This is a genomic window from Streptomyces sp. P3, from assembly GCF_003032475.1.
In the GTDB taxonomy this organism is placed as follows: domain Bacteria; phylum Actinomycetota; class Actinomycetes; order Streptomycetales; family Streptomycetaceae; genus Streptomyces.
Window position 1 is genome coordinate 8208252 of sequence record NZ_CP028369.1, and the last position, 19605, is coordinate 8227856.

Annotated in this window: 19 protein-coding genes; 10 read left to right on the top strand and 9 right to left on the bottom strand. The window is 71.1% G+C overall.

Annotated features, from left to right (window positions below):
* The 5 genes from C6376_RS36205 to C6376_RS36225 all read right to left on the bottom strand — a co-directional run bounded on the left by C6376_RS36205 (nt 1) and on the right by C6376_RS36225 (nt 5119).
* On the bottom strand, nt 1–801 hold the full coding sequence (locus tag C6376_RS36205) for an enoyl-CoA hydratase/isomerase family protein (RefSeq protein WP_107447275.1): 801 nt from the start codon (nt 799–801) through the stop codon (nt 1–3).
* A gap of 86 nt (nt 802–887) precedes the next feature.
* Nucleotides 888–1655: a FadR/GntR family transcriptional regulator gene (locus C6376_RS36210; protein WP_254076207.1), complete on the bottom strand. Its 768-nt coding sequence runs from the start codon at nt 1653–1655 to the stop codon at nt 888–890.
* 65 nt (nt 1656–1720) lie between these two features.
* Entirely contained in the window at nt 1721–2488 is a 768-nt protein-coding gene (locus tag C6376_RS36215; RefSeq protein WP_107447276.1) for an SDR family NAD(P)-dependent oxidoreductase, read from the bottom strand.
* A gap of 10 nt (nt 2489–2498) precedes the next feature.
* Nucleotides 2499–3665: an acyl-CoA dehydrogenase family protein gene (locus C6376_RS36220; protein WP_107447277.1), complete on the bottom strand. Its 1167-nt coding sequence runs from the start codon at nt 3663–3665 to the stop codon at nt 2499–2501.
* Nucleotides 3666–4300: 635 nt separating this feature from the next.
* Nucleotides 4301–5119, bottom strand: a complete 819-nt coding sequence (locus tag C6376_RS36225; protein WP_107447278.1) for a TetR/AcrR family transcriptional regulator — start codon at nt 5117–5119, stop codon at nt 4301–4303.
* A gap of 166 nt (nt 5120–5285) precedes the next feature.
* Between C6376_RS36225 and C6376_RS36230 the strand changes: the two genes are divergently transcribed.
* From C6376_RS36230 to C6376_RS36240, 3 genes are read left to right on the top strand one after another with little or no spacing between them, the layout of a single operon-like run.
* Nucleotides 5286–6137: an acyl-CoA dehydrogenase family protein gene (locus C6376_RS36230; protein WP_107447279.1), complete on the top strand. Its 852-nt coding sequence runs from the start codon at nt 5286–5288 to the stop codon at nt 6135–6137.
* Nucleotides 6137–7294: an acyl-CoA dehydrogenase family protein gene (locus C6376_RS36235; RefSeq protein ID WP_107447280.1), complete on the top strand. Its 1158-nt coding sequence runs from the start codon at nt 6137–6139 to the stop codon at nt 7292–7294. Before C6376_RS36230 ends, C6376_RS36235 begins: the two co-directional genes overlap by 1 nt.
* Nucleotides 7295–7349: 55 nt before the next feature.
* Complete coding sequence (locus tag C6376_RS36240; protein WP_107447281.1) at nt 7350–8141, top strand: enoyl-CoA hydratase; 792 nt, start codon at nt 7350–7352, stop codon at nt 8139–8141.
* 19 nt (nt 8142–8160) lie between these two features.
* Here the strand turns inward: C6376_RS36240 and C6376_RS36245 are convergent, their stop codons facing one another.
* The 4 genes from C6376_RS36245 to C6376_RS36260 are packed head-to-tail and all read right to left on the bottom strand — an operon-like array spanning nt 8161 to nt 11285.
* The gene (locus C6376_RS36245; RefSeq protein ID WP_107449395.1) at nt 8161–9216 is read right to left on the bottom strand and encodes a dihydrodipicolinate reductase; all 1056 of its coding nucleotides are present in this window, start codon (nt 9214–9216) and stop codon (nt 8161–8163) included.
* A 13-nt stretch (nt 9217–9229) separates the two neighbouring features.
* Nucleotides 9230–9766 (bottom strand): carboxymuconolactone decarboxylase family protein, encoded by a 537-nt coding sequence (locus C6376_RS36250; protein WP_107447282.1) that lies wholly within the window; start codon nt 9764–9766, stop codon nt 9230–9232.
* Entirely contained in the window at nt 9763–10482 is a 720-nt protein-coding gene (locus tag C6376_RS36255; protein ID WP_107447283.1) for an SDR family NAD(P)-dependent oxidoreductase, read from the bottom strand. The genes C6376_RS36250 and C6376_RS36255 overlap by 4 nt, the downstream gene beginning before the upstream one ends.
* On the bottom strand, nt 10479–11285 hold the full coding sequence (locus C6376_RS36260; RefSeq protein ID WP_107447284.1) for a TauD/TfdA family dioxygenase: 807 nt from the start codon (nt 11283–11285) through the stop codon (nt 10479–10481). Before C6376_RS36260 ends, C6376_RS36255 begins: the two co-directional genes overlap by 4 nt.
* A gap of 180 nt (nt 11286–11465) precedes the next feature.
* On the opposite strand from C6376_RS36260, the gene C6376_RS36265 reads away from it, so the two are divergent.
* From C6376_RS36265 to C6376_RS36295, 7 genes are all read left to right on the top strand, one after another.
* Nucleotides 11466–12197: an SDR family oxidoreductase gene (locus tag C6376_RS36265; protein WP_107447285.1), complete on the top strand. Its 732-nt coding sequence runs from the start codon at nt 11466–11468 to the stop codon at nt 12195–12197.
* Entirely contained in the window at nt 12194–13660 is a 1467-nt protein-coding gene (locus C6376_RS36270) for an aldehyde dehydrogenase family protein (protein WP_216825649.1), read from the top strand. Before C6376_RS36265 ends, C6376_RS36270 begins: the two co-directional genes overlap by 4 nt.
* Nucleotides 13657–14862 (top strand): CaiB/BaiF CoA-transferase family protein, encoded by a 1206-nt coding sequence (locus C6376_RS36275; RefSeq protein ID WP_107447286.1) that lies wholly within the window; start codon nt 13657–13659, stop codon nt 14860–14862. Before C6376_RS36270 ends, C6376_RS36275 begins: the two co-directional genes overlap by 4 nt.
* Before the next feature lie 93 nt (nt 14863–14955).
* On the top strand, nt 14956–16329 hold the full coding sequence (locus tag C6376_RS36280) for an ABC transporter substrate-binding protein (RefSeq protein ID WP_107447287.1): 1374 nt from the start codon (nt 14956–14958) through the stop codon (nt 16327–16329).
* A gap of 12 nt (nt 16330–16341) precedes the next feature.
* Complete coding sequence (locus C6376_RS36285; RefSeq protein WP_234311998.1) at nt 16342–16542, top strand: ferredoxin; 201 nt, start codon at nt 16342–16344, stop codon at nt 16540–16542.
* A gap of 34 nt (nt 16543–16576) precedes the next feature.
* Complete coding sequence (locus tag C6376_RS36290; RefSeq protein WP_107447288.1) at nt 16577–17944, top strand: cytochrome P450; 1368 nt, start codon at nt 16577–16579, stop codon at nt 17942–17944.
* Nucleotides 17941–19596 carry an OB-fold domain-containing protein gene (locus C6376_RS36295; RefSeq protein ID WP_107447289.1) on the top strand — a complete coding sequence of 552 codons (1656 nt, stop codon included), beginning with the start codon at nt 17941–17943 and terminating at the stop codon, nt 19594–19596. The genes C6376_RS36290 and C6376_RS36295 overlap by 4 nt, the downstream gene beginning before the upstream one ends.
* Nucleotides 19597–19605 lie beyond the last annotated feature (9 nt).

The following is a 19605-nucleotide window of genomic DNA, read 5'->3' on the forward strand; positions in this document are numbered from 1 at the left end:
TCAGCCCTCCTCGGCGGCGCTGGGGCGGCGGCTAGCCCGGGCGGCGAGGTCGCTCACGATGCGGATGTGGTCGGGGCTGGTCATGGTGGAGCGCTCGGCCAGCAGCGCCGCCTCCATGCCGCCCCGCGAGACCTGCTCGACCACCGCCGCGAGCGCCGCCTTGGTGGCGCGCAGCGCCTCCGGGGGCTGCGCGGCGAGCCGGTGGGCCAGTGCCAGGGCCTCGCCCATGAGATCGGGGCCCGGGACGGTCCGGTTGGCCAGGCCGAGTTCGACGGCGGTGGCGGCCGGGATGCGGTCCCCGGTGAACAGGTACTCCTTCACGCGCAGCAGGCTCGTCAGCAGCGGCCAGAGGGTCACTCCGCCGTCGCCTGCCACCAGGCCCACCGAGATGTGCGGGTCCGCGAGGTAGGCGTCCTCGGCCATGAGCACGAGGTCGCACCCCAGCGCGAGAGAGCAGCCCAGGCCCACCGCGGGGCCGTTGACGGCCGCGACGACGGGAAGCGGGAAGCGGATCATGTCCGTCTGGATGGTCCGGTCGAGCCGGATGGACCGCTCGCGCAGCTCCGGGTCGTCGTGATGGCGCAGCAGATGGTCGAAGTCGCCGCCCGCGCTGAACGCCCGGCCCGCCCCGGTGAGGACGACCGCCCGCGCTCCGGCGTCCTCCGCGAGCTCGCGCCAGACCTGGGACAGCCGGAAGTGGAGCTCCGCCGAGACGCCGTTGAGGCGGTCGGGGCGGTTCAGCGTGACGATGCGGACATCTCCGTCGGCGGCCACGGTCAGGACGGGGCTCACGTCGGTCATGTCGCGATGTTATTAAAGGTCAGGCCGAATGTGTCAATGGTGTTGCGTCAATTTGAGAATCTCGTTCTCATCCTGCCAGGGCCGGATCAGTCTTCGGGCTCGGTCAGTTCGACGCGTTCCCGGCCGTCCACCTCGGCGGCGGCCCGTGCGAACCCGCACACATGGCGGCTCATCCGCCGCCGGGCCGCCGCCGCGTCACCTGACCGGATGGCTTCGGTGATCTTCACGTGTGCCTGGGCGGTGACCTCGCGGATACGGGTGTCCATGAACCTTTCCAGGTTCGTTGCGGCGTAGATCGACTCCGACAGCGCGCTGAGGAACCCGACGAGCAGCTCGTTGCCGCACGCCCTCGCCACCGCGTTGTGCCAGCGGACGTTGGCCCGCAGGAAACGCCGGATGTCGTCACCGGCGTCGACCAGCTCGGCATGGGCGGTGTCCAGGTCGGCCAGATCCCGCTCGGTGCGCCGGCCGGCCGCGAGCGCGGCGCACGCCGGCTCGATCGCCTCTCGGGTCTCGTGCAGGGCCTCCAGCCGAATCTGCTGGCCCCGGATGACCAACTGCACGGTGTTCGCCAGGGATTCGCGGCCCGGCCGACGCGCGAAGGCCCCGCCTCCGCGTCCCGGCCGGATCTCCACCAGCCGCTCGACCTCCAGGATGCGCAACGCCTCCCGCACGGTCGCCCGGCTCAGTCCCGTCTGCTCCACCAGTTGTCGTTCCGGCGGCAGGGGTGTGCCCTCCGCGAACTCCCCGGACAGGATGCGCTCACGCACCTCGGACGCCAGCACGTCCGAGGCCTTGGGGACGGTGAGCGTGTCGAAGCGCGGGGTGGGGGGCGTGGAGTGAGCGCTGGGCACGGGTTCAGGCCTCTCGTCGTGCATCCGTTTCGGCCGGACCATTCAACACCGCACCCCGCGGTCCGTCAGATGACCAGTCCGCCGTCCACCGGCAGCACCTGCCCGGTGATGAAGGACGCCGCGTCGGAGGCCAGGAAGACGAACGCGCCCGCGACCTCCTCCGGCTCCGCCCAGCGGCCCAGCGGGATCCGGGCGAGCATCCGCTCCGCGAACTTCGGGTCGGTGCGGATGGTCTCGGTCATCGGCGTCGCCGCCAGTGGTGCGAGCGCGTTGACCAGGATGTTCTTCCGGGCCAGCTCACGAGCCAGCGATTTGGTGAGTCCGATGATGCCAGCCTTGGCCGCCGAGTAGTTCACCTGGCCCAGGGTGCCGGTCAGGCCGGCCGACGACGTGACGTTGATGATCCGACCGGTCCCGTCCGTCGGCAGGAACGGCAGCGCGGCCTGGGCGCAGTGGAACGCTCCCAGCACATGGATGTCGAGGAGGCGCCGGAACGACTCCTCGTCGAGCTTCTCGAACATCGCGGGCGCGGTGACTCCCGCGTTGTTGACGAGGATGTGCAGTGTCCCGCCGGTGAGTCCGGCGGCCCGGGATGCCGCGGCATCGGCTGCCGCCCGGTCCCCCACATCCAGGGCGGCGCCCTCGGCGTGCAGTCCCGCGGCGGTCAGCTTCCCGGCCACGGCCGTTGCCGCCGCCTCGTCGACGTCGGTGACGAGCACCGCGGCACCGGCCCGGGCGAGCGCCCCGGCCACCGCCGAGCCGATGCCGCCGGCCGCCCCGGTCACCAGCGCCGAACGCCCGGTGAGATCGAACAGTCCCGTTCCCTCGGTCACGACCGGCTCCTCAGTAGCTTCTCGGCAGGCCCAGGGTGTGGGACCCCAGGTAGTTCAGGACCATCTCCTGGCTGACCGGCGCGATCCGCATCAGCCGTGCCTCGCGGAAGAAGCGGGCCACGGGATACTCCTCGGAGTAGCCCATCCCGCCGTGTGTCTGCAGGGCCCGGTCCGCGGCCGTGAACCCGGCGTCCGCGCACAGGTACTTGGCGGTGTTGGCCTCCCGCCCGCACGGCCGGCCCTGGTCGTACAGCCAGGTCGCCTTGCGCAGCACGAGTTCCGCCGCGTCGAGGTGGGCGAGGGCGTCGGCCAGCGGGAACTGGATGCCCTGGTTCATGCCGATGGGCCGCCCGAACACCTCCCGCTCGCGTCCGTAGCGCACGGCCCGGTCCAGGGCCACCCGGCCGATGCCGAGGGCCTCGGCGGCGATCAGCATCCGCTCCGGGTTGAGGCCGTCGAGGAGGTAGCGGAACCCCTGGCCCTCCTCGCCGACCCGGTCCTCGACCGGCACCTGCAGGTCGTCGATGAACACCTCGTTGGAGGAGACGGCGTTGCGGCCCATCTTCGGGATCGGGCGGATGTCCACCCGGTCGCGGTTCAGATCGGTGAGGAACAGTGTCATGCCGTCGGTCGGCTTCTCGACCTCGTCGCGCCGGGCCGTGCGGGTCAGCAGCAGGATCTTCTCGGACTCCAGGGCCTTGGAGATCCATACCTTGCGTCCGCTGACGACGTAGTGGTCGCCGGCCCGGCGGGCGAACGTGGTGATGCTCGTCGTGTCGAGCCCGGCGCCCGGTTCCGTCACCCCGAAGCACACGTGCAGGTCGCCGCTTGCGATGCGCGGCAGGGTGCGGCGCTTCAGCTCGTCGGAGCCGTGCACGACCACCGGATGCATGCCGAAGATCGACATGTGGATCGCGCTGGCGGCGTTCATGCCCCCGCCGGAGCGCGCGACCTCCTCCAGCAGCAGTGTCGCCTCGGTGATGCCGAGTCCGTGGCCGCCGTACTCCTCCGGGATCGTGATGCCGAGCCAGCCGCCATCGGCGACGGCGGCGTAGAACTCCTCGGGGAACGTGTGGTCCCGGTCCTTCTCCATCCAGTACCGGTCGTCGAAGTCACGCAGGAGACCGGCCACGGCCTTGCGGATCGTCTCCTGGTCCTCGGTCAGCTCGAAGTCCACAGCGGGGGACCTCTCTGTCGGGAGGCTGGTGAGAGTTGCGAACCATATCAAAGGTCAGACCGATAGCGTCAAGGATCTGCGGTCCTTCGCCAATGTGCGGCCGGACTGACCGCCCCCGGGAGGGGGGCGGGTTCTGGTCCACACGTGCGGACGTCGTTCGGAATGTCCAATGACTGCTTCAAAGAGCCGCCGCGGGGGTCCAGCCGGGGCCGACCAGGCTCACATTCGCCACCCTCGCAGCCGACTTCGGCCCGACCTTGCCCGCGACCGTCGTGCCCGCAGCCGCGGCGGCCGACGCATCGGGCGCATGCCCGCCGTCGGCGTGCCCGACCTGGCGAAGCTGGACCGCGCGGCGGACGTCGAGGTGGCCTGGCCGAAGGTCTACCACTCGATGTCACGCCGGCTCTGGCGGTGCTGTCCGACGGGGCGACACCGGCGGGGCCGGTCGACGTGACGCCGGCGCTGCTGGGGAGGGCCGCGGGTGGGATGAAGGTGGTGCCGGTCGAGTCCCCGGGCGCCCGAACCTCGGGCACGGCCTGACTGCCGGGCAGCCCTGCGGCACGGGAGCTGCCTGAGAGGAGGGGCCGAGAGCCGGGTGACTCCCGCCCTCGGTCGTCACCCTGAGCAGCGCACCGTCACCCGCGCCTGCGCGGACTGGATGCCGCGCCCGTCTTCGTGGCGGCGGTCGTGGCCGAGGCTGACTTCTTGGCGGACGCCTTCTTCGTGCCGGTCCTCGCGGCGGCCTTCTTCGCCGGGGGCGCAGTCGCCGGAGCGCGGTCGGGCGCCGGGCCGCCACTGATGCCGCCCAGACAGAAGGCCCACACCTCCTCCACCGTGATCGGCGACGGGTGGGCGCCGACCCGGGCCGAGGGGGCCTGGGCCGTGAACATCGCCGTCTGCATGATCAGGGAGGCGGTGCGCCGCGGCTTCGGGGCCACGGCCTGGCCGGCCTCGACGGCCTCTTCCACCATCTCGGTGAAGAAGTCGACCAGCGGCACATGGGCGCTGGCCACCTGGTCCGGGTGAGTGACCAGCAGCTGGACGGCGAAGTCGGTGAAGAGCGGGGACTGCCGGCCCTCGCGGGGTGTGGAGGCGTCGTAGAGCCACTCGACCGCGATCTTCAGACGCTCCAGCGGCTCCTGCCCCGCGGCGACCTGTTCCCGTACGGCGGCGGCGGACTTCGACAGCGCGTCCTCGAACAGGGCGAGCAGGAGCTCGTGCTTGCCGTCGAAGTGCTGGTAGAAGCTGCGCAGCGACTGGCGGGAACGCTCCACGACCTCCTGCACGGTGAAGTCGGTGGTGCCCTTGTCGGCGATGAGCTCCTGGGCGGCGTCCAGGAAGCGCTGCACGCGCTGCTCGGCGCGCAGCTTCGCCGCCCGGGTGGAGCGCTCGACGGCGCGCTGCCGCCAGGCGGGCTCGGGGGTCTCGACGGATTCTGCGGGGACGGCACTCATGGAAGAACGGTACTCCACGCAGGCGGGAAGAGGAGCCCCACGCCCTACCGAATCACGCTCTGCCAAAAGCAAGAGCCTTACTCGCTGATACAGAGAATGGTATTCTCGCATCTGATCCGGGCCCACGCCCGGTGTGCAGCCACCGGTACGGCGGAGGGGGCCGGGCGTGGAGTTCGAACTCGACGAGGAGCAGCTGCTGCTGCGGCGTTCGGTGCGCGAGACGGTCGCCAAGACGCGCGGGCGGCCCGAGGAGCAGCAGTGGGACACGTACCTTCGGCTCGGCTGGCTGGAGGCGCCCCCGCTGGAACTCGCGCTCATTCTGGAGGAGTTGGGCTACGCCGCCGACCCGACGCCGTTCCTGGCCACCGCCACCTGGTTCGCGCCGCTCACCGGCCGCCTCCCCGAGGGCAGCGGCACCGCCGTCTTCGACGGCATCGGGCGCTACGTCCTGGACGCCGACCGGGCCGACGAGGTGGCCCTGCTCACCCGCCGCGGCGTCACCGTCGTCCCGGGCGCGGAAGTCGCGGCCGAACGGGTCTCCGTGCTCGACCCGCGTCTGCACGCTGCCCACGTCGGCGCCGACGACCTCGCCGCCGGAGTGCCCGACCTCGCCCTCCTGGGGCTCGCGGCCACGTGCGTGGGCGCCTGCCGGCGGGTCCTCGACCTCGTCCTGGACCACGTGAAGCAGCGCGTACAGTTCGGCCGGCCGCTCGGCTCCTTCCAGGCCGTCAAGCACAAGGCGGCCGACATGCACGTGGCGATCGAACGCGCCCGCGCCCTCACCCACTTCAGCGCCCTGACCATCGCCGAGGACGACCCGCGCCGCGCCGACGCCGCGCACATGGCCAAGGCCGCGGCCGGCGAGTGCCAGCGCCTGGTCTTCCGGCACGGGCTGCAGCTTTCCGGCGCCATGGGCTTCACCTGGGAGAACGAACTGCAGTACCACCTCAAACGTGCCCAGGCCTGCGACTTGCTCCTCGGCACCGCGTCCGTTCACAGGAAGGCGCTGCTCGCGTGATGAAGCTGGCCGACGACCCCGAGGTGGAGGAGTTCCGCGCACAGTTCGCCGCCTTCCTCGACGCCCACCTGCCCGAAGAGGCCGAGGCCCGCGAACGTGCCGGCTCCAGCGCCCACGTCCCCGCATGGGCCCGCCGCTGGCAGCGCACGCTGTTCGACGCGGGCTGGCTGCTCCCGGGCCAGCCGCCCGAGTACGGCGGCCGCAACGCCGGCCTGCCCCAGCAACTCGCCCACCTGGAGGAGCTGGCCCGCCGCCGGATCTACCACAGCTTCAACCCCCAGGGCCTCGGCATCATCGCCGCCTCTCTGCTCACCTTCGGCACCGAGGAGCAGAAGCGCCGCTGGGCCGTGCCGATCCTGCGCGCCGAGATCACCGCCGCACTCGGCATGAGCGAACCCGAGGCCGGCTCCGACCTCGCCTCCCTGCGTACTCGTGCCGTGGCGGACCGGGACGCCTTCGTGGTCAACGGCCAGAAGATCTGGACCTCCGGCGCCCACGACGCCGACGTCCTGCTCACCTTCGTCCGCACCGACCCGGACGCCCCGAAGCACAAGGGCATCAGTGCCCTGCTGATCCCGACCGGCGCCGAGGGCGTCGTACGCCGCCCGTTCGGGTCGATCGCCGCCGAGGACGACCTCGACTTCAACGAGGTGTTCCTCACCGACGTCCGGGTGCCCCGCGGGAACCTCATCGGGAACGTGGGTGAGGGCTGGCGGGTGGCGAACGGCTCCCTCGGCCACGAGCGCACCCTGTTGTGGCTGTCGTACGCCGAACGCCTGGAGGACCTCCTGCGCGACGCGGCCGACGCGGGCGCCGGCCAGGAGTGGTACGCCACCCTCCGCATGGACCTGACGGCACTGCGGCTCCTCGGTTACCGCCAGCTCGGCCCGGACCGCGACCCTGCGGAGATCTCGGTGCTCAAACTGCTGGGCTCCGAGGCCGTCCAGTCCGCCTCCCTGCACGCGCTGGAGGCCCACGGCGCCGAGGGACTCGAGCATCCCAAGCGCACGGGCCCGTACCACCACATGCACCACGAGCACTTCATCTCCAGTTGGTTCGAGCGGTACGCGCGCAGCTTCGCCGGCACCATCGCCGGCGGCACCAGCGAGATCCAGCGCAACATCATCGCCGAGCGCATCCTCGGCCTGCCGCGATAGAAGCCCGCCGCGACAGAACCCTGCCGCGATAGAAGAGGGACAGAGGACACCCGCCATGGACCAGATCCTGTACGAGGCCCAGAACGGCATCGCCACGATCACCCTCAACCGCCCCGAGGCAGCCAACGCCCAGACCATGGCGCTCCTCGACGACCTCGACGCGGCCTACACCCGGGCCGCGCGGGACGCGCACGTACGGGTCGTCGTGCTCAGGGCGAACGGCCGGCACTTCTCGGCCGGGCACGACCTGAAGGACCGCTGGCCCGGCCCCGGCGAGATCACCCTGGAGTGGATCTACGACACCGAGACCCGCCACTATCTGGAGTACTCGCTGAAGTGGCGCAACATCCCCAAGCCGACCATCGCCGCCGTCCAGGGCAAGTGCATCGCCGCCGGGCTGATGCTCTGCTGGCCGTGCGACCTGATCGTGGCCGCCGAGAACGCCGAGTTCTCCGACCCGGTCGTGCACATGGGCATCGGCGGCGTCGAGTACCACGGCCACACCTGGGAGCTGGGCCCGCGCAAAGCCAAGGAGATCCTGTTCACCGGCCGGCCGCTGACCGCCCGCGAGGCCGAGCAGGTCGGCATGGTGAACAAGGTGGTGCCGCTCGAAGAACTGGACAGCGGAACCTACGAGTTGGCCGACCGGATCGCCGCGATGCCCCCGTTCGGACTGCGCCAGGCCAAGCGCGCCGTCAACCAGACCCTCGACGTCCAGGGCTTCCACACCGCTCTCCAGTCCGTCTTCGACATTCACCAGACCGGGCACGGCAACGCGCTCAGCGTGGACGGCTTCCCGATCCTGACCCGCCTCGACGAGATGAAGCAGCATCTGAAGCAGGGCTGAGCCCCGGGGCGGCCCCGGCTCAGCCGAGCACCGCGGTGAACGGGGGAAGATCCGCCGTGGTCCGTAGTCCCGGGGTCGCCGCGCAGACGGCGGGAACGGCGTTGACGGCCCGGTGGGCGGTGTAGCCGGGGGAGACCGCGGCCAGCCGCTCCAGCGGCACCGGGAACCTCATGGCGACGTCGAGGGGCGTGTCGCCGTCGACCGTCAGATGCCACCCGGTGGGACGCAGGTCCCAGGCCGGGTCGAGGTCGTCGGTGCAGTACCAGGTCGCGTTGAACTCCAGGAGCGTGCGGCCGTCGCGCCGGCCGGACACCGTCATCCGCTGCGCCGCCACGGTCCCGGCGCGCAGGACACCGGCGGCGACGCGGGTCGTGCGGGCCGCCGTGGCGAACCTCCCATGAGCCTCCACCGCGTCCAGGGGCAGTCCCAGGGCGTCGGCCACCAGGCGCAGCGAGGGCCCGAAACTGCCCTCGACGTGTACCAGGCGGCGTTCGTCGAACACAGTGGCAGGAGCCCGGCCGAAACCCATGATGTCGAACAGCAGTTCCGGCGAGTCCCGCCGGGACAGATCGGCGTACTCGTGGACGGTCAGGTTCTCCAGCCGCCGCTGCACCGAGGCCAGCACGAGCGGTACGGCCTCGGTGATGAAGCCGGGGCTGCTGCCGGTGTCGTGGAGCGAGGTGCCACCCTGCTCGCAGGCCGCCTCGACCCTGCACCGGACGGCGGGGTCCAGGCCGGCCGGGTGGTGGAACCCGCCGGTCGTGGCCACGACGTTCGCGCCGGACGCGAGCAGAGCGCACAGCTCGTCCAGGTCGGCCGTGCGCGGCATGTACAGCACGCAGTCGGCCCCCAGGGCGAGGACATCGTCGAGACGGTCGGTGGTAGTGACGCCCGTGGGGTCACTCCCGCACAGCTCGCCGGCGTCACGGCCGGCCTTGCCGGGGGAGTGGACGTGAACTCCCGCCAGCACCATGTGCGGATGGTCGACAACGGCGCGCAGCGATCGCGCGCCTATGGTCCCCGTGGCCCACTGGACGACGCGAAGCGGCTGGCCGGGGTGTACGGAATGCGGCATGTCCATCCCCCCGCTAGGCGGCCGGTCCGCGGTCGCTCATGCCCCCGTTGTCCATCCCCGGATCGGGTTCCACCTCGAAGGTGTTGTAGGCCAGGGCCTGCATCCGGTACGTGCCGACCGTGAACACGAAGTCCATCAGCTGCCGTTCGTCCATCCGCTTCGCCAGCTCCTCGTACACCTCGTCGGACAGGGAGGAGGTGGTCTCGAGTTCGTCCACCGCCCGGTTCAGCAACGTGCCGGTACCCTGGCGGACCTCATCCAGCTCCTCCTCGGTGACGCCGGCCTCGCGTGCGATCAGCACGTGGTGGGCCCACTCGTAGCGGCACCGGTGACGCCAGGCGACCCTGAGGATCGTCAGCTCGCGCGTCCTGGCGGGCAGTGTGCTGCGGTACAGCAGGTGGGTGCTGAAGGTCAGGAACGCCTTGGCCAGCTGCGGGTGGTTCAGCAGCAGGCCGAGGGCGTTGGACGGCGGGACGGTGCGCCCGCCCGTCAGCGGACGCAGCACCTCGCCGTCCCACTCCTCGTACGGGACGGGGCGCAGTCTCGTCATGTGTTGCGGCCCCCGTTCACACCGATGATCTGCCCGGTGATGTAACCGGCCTCCTCGCTGACCAGGAAGGAGCAGGTCGCGGCGATGTCCTCGGGGCGGCCGACCCGGCGGACCGGCGTGCGCGCGATGTGGTCCTCGATGGTGCCGCCGAGCCGCTGCTCCCGCTCGGCGGTGCGCAGCATGGGGGTGTCGATGAAGCCTGGCGGGATCGCGTTCACCGTGATGCCCTTCGGCCCGAGTTCGAGGGCCAGGGACTTGGTGAGTCCGTTCACGGCGGACTTGGCCGCCACGTAGTGCGCCATGAACGGCTGGCCGGAGTGGGTGCTGGAGGAGGAGATGTTGACGACCCGGCCCCAGCCGGCGTGCACCATGTCCGGCAGGGCCGACTGCACGCAGTGGAAGACGCCGTTGAGGTTGATGTCGACCACGCGCTGCCAGTCGGCGAAGGGCAGGTCCGCGAAACGGGTGAAGCCGTCTTTGCCGGCCGCGTTGACCAGGACGCCCACGGGACCGAAGCGCTCGCGTACCGCGTCCATAGCCTTGTCGACCTGGGCGCGGTCGGCGACGTCCACGATCAGGCCGAAGCCCTCCTCGGCAGGGGAGAGGTCGAGGACGGACACGTTCAGGCCGTCCTCGATGAGCCGCTGTGCGATCGCCCGGCCGATGCCGGAGGCCCCGCCGGTCACGACGGCCGTCGGTGCCTGCGCGGCGCTCATGCGAACGCCTCGTCGCCGACGACGGTCGTGCGGTGCAGCAGCCGCTCGGAGTTCTCGTCATAGGGCAGGGCCCGGTGCAGGATGCCGGTGTTGTCCCAGACCACCAGGTCACCGACGGCCCAGTCGTGGGTGTGGCGGAAGCGCTCCTGTGTGGTCCAGTCGAGCAGTTCCTCCAGCAGGGCGCGGCTGTCGCCGGGGTCCATGCCGACGACGTGGTCGGCGGTGGCGCCGGTGACCAGGGAGCGGCGGCCGTCACGGCGCCGCCACACCAGGGACACCTCGTGCGTGGGCTGGGTGCGCCAGGCGGCCAGCTCCTCCTCGCCGGGGTCGGGGTTCACCAGCCGCTGGGCGGCCTCGAAGCTGTGCACCACCCGCAGTGACGCGTAGCGCTCCCGGTCCTTCTCCGGCAGGGCCTCGTACGCCGCGTAGGTACTGGCGAAGTCGGTGCCGCCGCCGGTCATGGCGACCTCGCGGGCGGTGAGCGTGGTCGCCATGACCGGCACGTCGTCGGTGGTGCCGTCGAGGTGCCAGAAGAACGCGCCCTTGAGGTACTTGGCGGTCCTGCTCTTCTCCGGATTGATGGAGATCGGGAAGATCTCCTGGCCGTTCAGTGCCACCACCTCGCCCAGACGGCGGCTGAACGCCAGCTGCCGCTCGTCGTCGAGGTGCAGCCCGCGCACCAGCAGGACGCCCCGCCACTTGAGGGCCTCCGCGCAGCGGTGGACGAAGGAGTCGTCGAGCGGGTCCGTGACCCCGGTGAACTCGGCCCCGAGCGCCGGGCTCAAGGCTTTCGATTCGATCATGAAAACATCCCTTCCGAATTGGAGAATCGTATTCTCATGTGGGCGGGACGGAAACCCTTATGCGTGCAGGGGTGTTGGAAGCTGACCCCAGATGCTGTGAGTATCCGATTCTCGTGTCCGAATCCTTGCCTCGCGTAAATAGAGAATGTAGTTTCCGTGCAACGGAGCGAGGAGGCTCGGATGCGGTTCAAGGACAAGGTGATCATCGTCACCGGGGCCGGCCAGGGCATCGGCGAGGGGTACGCCCGGGCACTGGCCGCCGAGGGCGCACGCGTGGTGGTCGCGGAGCTGAACGAGGAGCAGGGGCAGCGGGTCGCCAAGGAGATCGGTGACGCCCTGTTCGTGCGGACCGACGTGGCCGACCCCGCCTCGGCCGAGGAGCTCACCGGCACCGTCATGCGTGAGTACGGGCGCATCGACCACCTGGTCAACAACGCGGCCATCTTCCACGGCATGCGCCGCGAGGGCATCGTCACCGTCGACTACGACTACCTCGACCGCTTCCTGAAGGTGAACCTGCTCGGCGCCCTGCACGTCACCCGCGCCGCCCTGCCGCACCTTCAGGAGGGCGCGGCCGTCGTCAACCAGTCCTCCACCGCGGCCTGGCAGGCCACCGGCTTCTACGGGCTCGCCAAGGCCGGCATCAACCACCTCACCGCCTCCCTGGCCGCCGAACTCGGCCCGCGCGGCATCCGCGTCAACGCGATCGCGCCGGGCCCGACGGACACCGAGGCGGCCCGCAGCATCATCCCCGAGGAGTACCGCACGGCCATGGTGCAGTCCTTCGCCCTCAAACGCATGGGCACGCCCACCGACCAGGCGGGCGCCCTGAAGTTCCTGCTCTCCGACGAGGCCGCCTGGGTCACCGGACAGGTCATCGCCGTCGACGGTGGATCGGTGGTGCGGCTGTGAGCGGTCTCGTCGTCAAGTCCCAGCTGATCGACGGCAAGCTGGTCGCCGCGGACAGCACCTTCCCCTCGTACAACCCCGCCAACGGCGACCTGCTCGGCCACGCTCCGGACGCCACGAAGGCAGACGCCGAGACCGCGGTCGCCGCCGCCCGGCGCGCCTTCGACACCACCGACTGGGCCACGGACACCGCACTGCGGCTGCGCTGCCTGCGCCAGCTGCACCAGGCCCTCGACGACCACCGCGAGGAGCTGCGCGAGCTGACCATCGCCGAGGTCGGCGCACCGCGCCAGCTCACCCACGGCCCTCAGCTGGACGATCCGATCGGCCTCGTGACGTACTACGCGGACCTCCTGGAGACCTACGAGTTCACCGAGGACCTCGGAGTCAAGGAGAGCCGAGGCCAGCGCCACCACCGCTGGGTGGAGAAGGAGGCGGCCGGGGTGGTCGCCGCCATCCTGCCGTACAACTTCCCCAACCAGCTCGCCCTCGCCAAGCTCGCCCCCGCGCTCGCGGCCGGCTGCACGGTCGTCCTCAAGGCAGCCCCGCAGACGCCGCTGACCACTCTCGCTCTCGGTGAACTCATCGCGGAGCACACCGACATCCCACCCGGTGTCGTGAGCGTCCTCAGCTCCTCGCGCACCGAGGTCGGCGAACTGCTCACCACCCACCCCGACGTGGACCTGGTCACGTTCACCGGCGCCACCACCACCGGGCGGGCCATCATGGCCGCCGCGGCCGACACCGTGAAACGGGTCTTCCTCGAACTCGGCGGCAAGTCCGCCATGATCGTCCTGGACGACGCGGATTACACCAAGGCCGCCATGTTCGCCGCCTTCACCATCTGCTCCCACTCCGGCCAGGGCTGCGCCCTCACCTCCCGCCTCCTCGTCCCGCGGGCCGACCACGACCGGATCGTGCAGCTCGTCGCCGCGGGCATGGGCCGCGTCCGCGTCGGCAACCCGGCCGCCCCGGAGACCGCGATGGGTCCCCTCATCAGCGAGCAGCAGCGCGACAAGGTCGACGCCATGGTCCGACGCGCCGTCGAAGAAGGGGCGACCCTCGTCCGCGGCGGCAAGCGCGTCGACCCCGGCTGGTTCTACGAACCCACCCTCCTCGCCGGTGTCGACCCCGACAGCGAGATCGCCCAGGAGGAGGTCTTCGGCCCCGTCCTCGCGGTCATCCCCTACGACGACGAGGACGACGCCGTCCGCATCGCCAACCACTCGAAGTACGGCCTGTCCGGCGCCGTGCACAGCGCCGACGACGAGCGCGCCATCCGCCTCGCCCGCCGCATCCGCACCGGCACCTTCTCGATCAACGGCGGCAACTACTTCTCCGCCGACGTGCCGTTCGGCGGATTCAAACAGTCCGGCATCGGCCGGGAGAGCGGACGCGCCGGGTTCGAGGAGTTTCTGGAGGAGAAGGCCTTCGGCCGCGTCGTACCCCCCGAGGAGGTGGCATGAAGCCGCTCGAAGGCATCCGCGTCCTCGAAGTCGCCATGTACGGCTTCGTGCCCTCGGCCGGGGCCGTGCTCGCCGACTGGGGCGCCGACGTCGTCAAGATCGAGCACGCCGTCACCGGCGACCCGCAGCGCGGGCTGCGCCAGACCGGCTCGTTCCGGGTGGAGGGCGACCCCAACCCCAACGTCGCCCACGCCAACCGCGGCAAGCGCTCCCTGGGCCTGGACATGTCCCGACCCGAGGGCCGCGAGGTGCTCTACGAACTGGTCAAGGGCTCCGACGTCTTCCTCACCAGCCTCATGCCCGGCGCCCGCGCCCGCCTCGGCATCGACGTCGACGACATCCGCGCCGTCAACCCGCGCATCGTCTACGCCCGCGGCACCGCCCTCGGCCCGCGCGGCCCCGAGGCGGACAAGGGCGGCTACGACATGACTGCCTTCTGGGCGCGCGCGGGCACCGCCGCCAGCATCACCCCGCCCGGCAGCGACGGCATGATCAGCCCGCCCGGACCCGCCTACGGCGACACCGTTTCCGGCACCAACCTCGCCGGTGGCGTCGCCGCCGCCCTGCTGCGCCGGGAGCGTACCGGCGAGGCCCCCGTCGTGGACGTCTCCCTCCTCGGCAGCGGCCTGTGGGCGCTCGGCCACACCATCGCCGTCTCCGTCCACCTGGACCGCCCCTGGGAGGGGGTGACGCCCAGTGCCCACGGCTCACCCACCAACCCGCTCTCCGGGCTCTACCGCACCGCCGACCACCGGTTCATCGCCTTCGTCATGCTCCAGCCGGCCAAGTTCTGGCCCGACGTGTGCCGCTGCATCGGCCGGCCGGAACTCGCCGACGACCCCCGCTTCGCCACCGCCGAGGCCATCGCCGAGCACACGAAGGAGGCGGTGAAGATCCTCCGCGAGGTGATCGCGAGCCGCACCCTGACCGAGTGGTCCAAGGACCTCGCCGCGCTCGACGGACCCTGGGCACCCGTCCAGGACACCCTCCAGGCCGCCGCCGACCAGCAGGTCCGCGCCAACGGCTACATCGGGCAGGCCGGCGAGCTCGAACTGGTCACCAGTCCCGTCCAGTTCGACGTCGAGGACACCCGCCTCCAAGCCGCCCCGGAGTTCGCCGCCCAGACCGAGGAGATCCTCGCCGAGCTCGGCTACGACTGGGACCGCATCCTCGCCCTCAAGGCGAGCGGCGCGATCACCTGACCGTCGGGCCGGGGCGCCCGGCCCACGCCACCCCCGCCCCGCACTCCCTCACCTCCCTCGGACGACGGCGTCCGAGCTCCCCGAGGAGGCACCATGCGCAGGATGCTGATCGGCGCGGCCACCGTGGTCGCGCTGCTGCTGGCCGGCTGCTCCACCCGGTCGGGTGACGGCCCCAACACCGACTCCGCACCGCGGTCGAGCCCCGCCGCCGAGAAGAGCTCCGACTTCGGCACGCTGAAGGACGTGTGCGGCCCCGGCACCGACAAGTCCTCCTCCGTCCAGGGCGTCACCGGCGACGAGATCCAGGTCGGCGTCATGTCCGACATCGGCTTCACCAAACGGTCCGAGTTCGTGGACGCCGCGAAGGTGTTCACGTCCTGGTGCAACGATGCGGGTGGCATCAACGGCCGCGACCTCGCGCCCGTCACCCGCGACGCGAAGCTGATGGAGGTCCGCCAGCGGGTGCTGGAGGCCTGCAAGGCGGACTTCGCGCTCGTGGGCGGCGGTTCGGCACTGGACAGTCTCGGCGTCAAGGACCGGCTGAAGTGCCTGCTGCCCAACTTCCCCGCCCAGTCCAGCCAGATCGGCGCCATCGGCTCCGACCTCCAGGTCCTCGCCTCCGGCCCCACCGCCGGGTACTTCCAGTACGCCGGCTACTACTCCTGGCTGCTGAAGGAAAAGTACCCGGACTCGGCTGGGAAGGTCGGTGTGATCGCGGGCGACTCTCCGGTCACCAAGGTCATGGCAGCTCAGTTCAAGGAGGCCGTCGCTGGTCTCGGTGGCAAGGTCTCCTACAGCGACCTGTACCCGGCGACCGGAGTCTCCGACTGGACGCCCTACGCCCAGTCGCTCAAGAAGGACGGCGTCAAGGGGCTCGTCTTCCTGGGCGACTTCGCGAGCCTGGCCAAACTGGAGCAGGCCCTCACCGGCATCGGATACACCCCCGACTGGATCGACGCCAACAGCAACGCCTACGGCCCCGCCTTCCCGCAACTGGCCGGCGCCGCCCTGGGCACACAGCACAACTACGCCGAACTCCTCGGCACCGCCCCGCTGGAGAGCGCCGGGGACAACCCGGCCGTCCAGCAGGTGATCGACCTGTTCGAGAAGTACGCCCCCGGCAGGCAGGTCACCTACCCGGCCCTGCGCGCCTTCTCCGCCTGGCTGCTGTTCGCCACCGCCGCCCGTGACTGCGCCGAGCTCACCCGCACGTGCGTGTACGAGAACGCCATGAAGAACACCGCCTTCACCGCCGGTGGCCTGCAGGCCCCCTTCGACCTCACCTCGAAGGAGCCGCCCAAGTGCTACGTCATCGTCGAGGCGACCGCCAAGGGCTGGCAGGCGGCCGACTTCCGACCCGACCACGGCGCCTACCGCTGTGACGCCCCCACCTACAAGTACAAGGGCGACTACGGCAAGCCGGCCACCCTCGCCGACGTCGGCAAGTCCCTGGCCGACCTGACCTGATATGAACCGGAGGTGAGCGACGTGAAGGTACGCGTCGACCCCGAGCGCTGCCAGGGGCACACCCTGTGCGCCATGCGCGCCCCCAAGGTCTTCGAACTCAGCGAGATCGACGGACACTCCTCGCCGGTCGCCGAGGACGTCCCCGGTGACCAGGAGGACGCGGTGGTCGAGGCCGTCCGATCCTGCCCCGAACGCGCGATCGGCGTGTTCTGAGCCGTACGCGGCGGACCGAGAGGAAGCACAGCCCATGACCGCACCGGACACGACCGGCGATGAGGCCCGTAAACAGCCCCGCGTCCACTTCGACCGGCACGCGCCGGAGTACCGCGACCGATTCGAGGAGCAGACCCGGGCGTTTCACTCAGGCTGCCCGCTCGCCTGGACCGACACCTACGACGGACACTGGGTTGCCGCCGGCAACCGTGAGCTGCTCGCCTTCGCCCGGGCCGGTGAGAAGCTGTCCAACGACCACGACGTGCACGGCGAGCGCCGCGGCTACCGCGGCATCAGTATCCCGGCTCCGCCCCGCGGCAGGGGCCTGCGCGGCGGCTTCCTGGAGATGGACCCGCCCGAACAGCGCGCCTACCGCACCGCCCTCAACCCGTACCTGTCCCCGGCGGCAGTCCAGCGGTGGGTCCCGTTCATCGATGACGTGGCCCGCGCCTGCATCGACGAGAAGATCGAGACGGGCCGGATCGACTTCGTCGACGACCTCGCCAACATCGTCCCGGCCGTCTTCACGCTCGCCATGATGGGCATCCCGCTGAAGAAGTGGGAGCTGTACAACGAACCCGCCCACGCCGGCGTCTACACCCCGCCCCGCTCGCCCGAGATGGCACGGGTGGTGGAGGGGCACATGGCGATGATCCGGGACATCGCCGCCACGCTCCAGGAGGTCCGCGCCCACCCACGGCCGGGCCTCGCCGACGCACTCGCCCGTCTGCAGATCGACGGCAAGGCCCCGCCCGAGGAGGACCTGATCGGCGCCCTCGCCCTGCTTATCGGCGGCGGCTTCGACACCACCACCGCGCTCACCGCGCACGCCCTGGAGTGGCTGTCCCAGCACCCCGGCGAGCGGACCCGGCTGAGCCGGGAGCGCGACACCCTGCTGGACACCGCCACCGAGGAGTTCCTGCGCTACTTCACCCCCGCTCCCGGCGACGGCCGTACCGTCGCCGAGGACTGCGAGATCGCGGGCGCCGAGCTCAAGGAGGGCGACCGGCTGTGGCTGTCCTGGGCGATGGCCAACCGCGACCCGCGCGTCTTCACCGACCCCGACCAGGTCGACCTGGCCCGAGGCGGCAACCGCCACACAGCCTTCGGCCTGGGCATCCACCGCTGCATCGGCTCCAACGTCGCGCGGACCGTCTTCAAAAGGATGCTCCTCCAGGTCCTCGACCGGATGCCCGACTTCGTGTGCGACCCCGAGGGGACCGTCCACTACGAGACCATCGGCGTCATCCAGGGCATGCGCCACCTCCCGGCGACCTTCTCGCCGGGCAACCGCCTCGGACCCGGACTGGCGGAAACCCTGGAGAACCTTCAACAGGCCTGTGACGAGCAAGGACTGGCGGAGCCGGTCACGGTCCGCAAGGCGGAGGCGAAGCTCCGTTGAGCGAGACCGGGGGCACCGTCCGTCCACAGCCGGAGATCCGCCAGGAGACCGAGTTCTTCTGGACATCCGGCCGGGACGGACGGCTCCGCTTCCAGACCTGCACCGCGTGCCGGGCACTGATCCACCCGCCGGAGCCCGTCTGCCGCCACTGCCGGGGACACGAGACCGGGGTCGGGGAGGTCTCGGGCTTCGCCACCCTGATCGGCTTCACCGTCAACCACCGTTTCCCGTTCCCCGGCCTGCCCTGCCCGTTCGTCGTCGCCCAGGTGGCGATCGAGGAGGACCCGCGCGTCAGGCTGACCACCAACGTCGTCGGCTGCGCGCCGGAGGACCTGCGGATCGGCATGCGCATGGAGGTGGTGTTCGAGCAGGCCGGCGAGGCATGGCTCCCCCTGTTCCGGCCGTGCGCCGAGCAGCCCCCGCCCGCACCCCTGCCCGAGGACCCCCCGGTCGCCAGGCATCTGCGCCCGGCGCTGAGCGGAGTCCGGTTCGAGGACCGTGCGGTCATCAGCGGCACCGGCACTTCGCGCATCGGCCGCCGTCTGATGGTCCCGCCCCTCGACCTCACCGTCGAGGCCTGCGAGAAGGCCGTCGCCGACGCGGGTCTCACCCTCGACGACATCGACGGTCTGTGCACCTACCCCGGCGGCGGCGCCTACGGCGGCTTCGCCGAGGGCGGTGTGACCGCGCTGGAGTCCGCGCTCGGGATCCGCCCGGTGTGGCACAACGGCGCGGGGGAGACCCCCGGCCCGGGCGGTTCGGTGATCGCCGCGATGCTCGCGGTCGCGGGCGGCCTGGCTCGGCACGTGCTGTGCTTCCGCACGGTGTGGGAGGCGACGTACGGAGAGCTCGTCCGGCAGGGCAGGATCTCCGTGCCCCGACGGGCGGACGCGGAAGGCTGGTTCAAGCCCTTCGGCGCCGTCTCGCCCGCCGTCATGCTCGCGATGAACGCCCAGCGGCACATGCACCGCTACGGCACCACTCGGGAGACCCTCGGCTGGATCGCCCTCAACCAGCGCGCCAACGCGGCCCGCCACCCGGACGCGATCTACCGCGACCCGCTCACCATGGACGACTACCTCACCGCGCGCACCGTCACCACCCCCTTCGGCCTCTACGACTGCGACGTCCCCTGCGACGCCTCCGTCGCCGTCGTCGTCTCCGCCGCCGAGACCGCCCCCGACCTCCCCGGGCCACCGGTGCGCGTCGAGGCCGTCGGCACGCAGATCGTCGAACGCCCCGAATGGGATCAGTCCACCCTCACGCACGAACCCCAGGTGCTCGGCCAGGCAGCCCACCTGTGGACGCGCACGGACCTGCGTCCCGCCGACGTGGACCTGGCACTGCTCTACGACGGCTTCACCTTCAACTGCCTGTCCTGGATCGAGGCGCTCGGCTTCTGCGGCATCGGCGAGGCCCGCGACTTCCTGGACGGAGGCAAGAACATCGCCCCGGACGGCCCGCTTCCCTTGAACCCGCACGGTGGTCAGCTCTCCCACGGCCGCACCCACGGCATGGGCCTGCTCCACGAGGCCGTGCTCCAGTTGCGCGGCCAGGCGGGGCAGCGGCAGGTCGCGGGCGCGCGCACCGCGGTGGTCTCCAGCGGCGGGCTCACCCCCAGCGGCGTACTCCTGCTCAGGACGGACGCATGACTTCCAGGA

Excerpts from the sequence above, each read along its gene's own strand:
- C6376_RS36205 (WP_107447275.1), bottom strand. The coding sequence starts at position 801 with ATGACCGACGTGAGCCCCGTCCTGACCGTGGCCGCCGACGGAGATGTC.
- C6376_RS36225 (WP_107447278.1), bottom strand. The coding sequence starts at position 5,119 with ATGAGTGCCGTCCCCGCAGAATCCGTCGAGACCCCCGAGCCCGCCTGG.
- C6376_RS36235 (WP_107447280.1), top strand. The coding sequence starts at position 6,137 with ATGAAGCTGGCCGACGACCCCGAGGTGGAGGAGTTCCGCGCACAGTTC.
- C6376_RS36240 (WP_107447281.1), top strand. The coding sequence starts at position 7,350 with ATGGACCAGATCCTGTACGAGGCCCAGAACGGCATCGCCACGATCACC.
- C6376_RS36245 (WP_107449395.1), bottom strand. The coding sequence starts at position 9,216 with ATGCCGCATTCCGTACACCCCGGCCAGCCGCTTCGCGTCGTCCAGTGG.
- C6376_RS36250 (WP_107447282.1), bottom strand. The coding sequence starts at position 9,766 with ATGACGAGACTGCGCCCCGTCCCGTACGAGGAGTGGGACGGCGAGGTG.
- C6376_RS36255 (WP_107447283.1), bottom strand. The coding sequence starts at position 10,482 with ATGAGCGCCGCGCAGGCACCGACGGCCGTCGTGACCGGCGGGGCCTCC.
- C6376_RS36260 (WP_107447284.1), bottom strand. The coding sequence starts at position 11,285 with ATGATCGAATCGAAAGCCTTGAGCCCGGCGCTCGGGGCCGAGTTCACC.
- C6376_RS36265 (WP_107447285.1), top strand. The coding sequence starts at position 11,466 with ATGCGGTTCAAGGACAAGGTGATCATCGTCACCGGGGCCGGCCAGGGC.
- C6376_RS36275 (WP_107447286.1), top strand. The coding sequence starts at position 13,657 with ATGAAGCCGCTCGAAGGCATCCGCGTCCTCGAAGTCGCCATGTACGGC.
- C6376_RS36280 (WP_107447287.1), top strand. The coding sequence starts at position 14,956 with ATGCGCAGGATGCTGATCGGCGCGGCCACCGTGGTCGCGCTGCTGCTG.
- C6376_RS36290 (WP_107447288.1), top strand. The coding sequence starts at position 16,577 with ATGACCGCACCGGACACGACCGGCGATGAGGCCCGTAAACAGCCCCGC.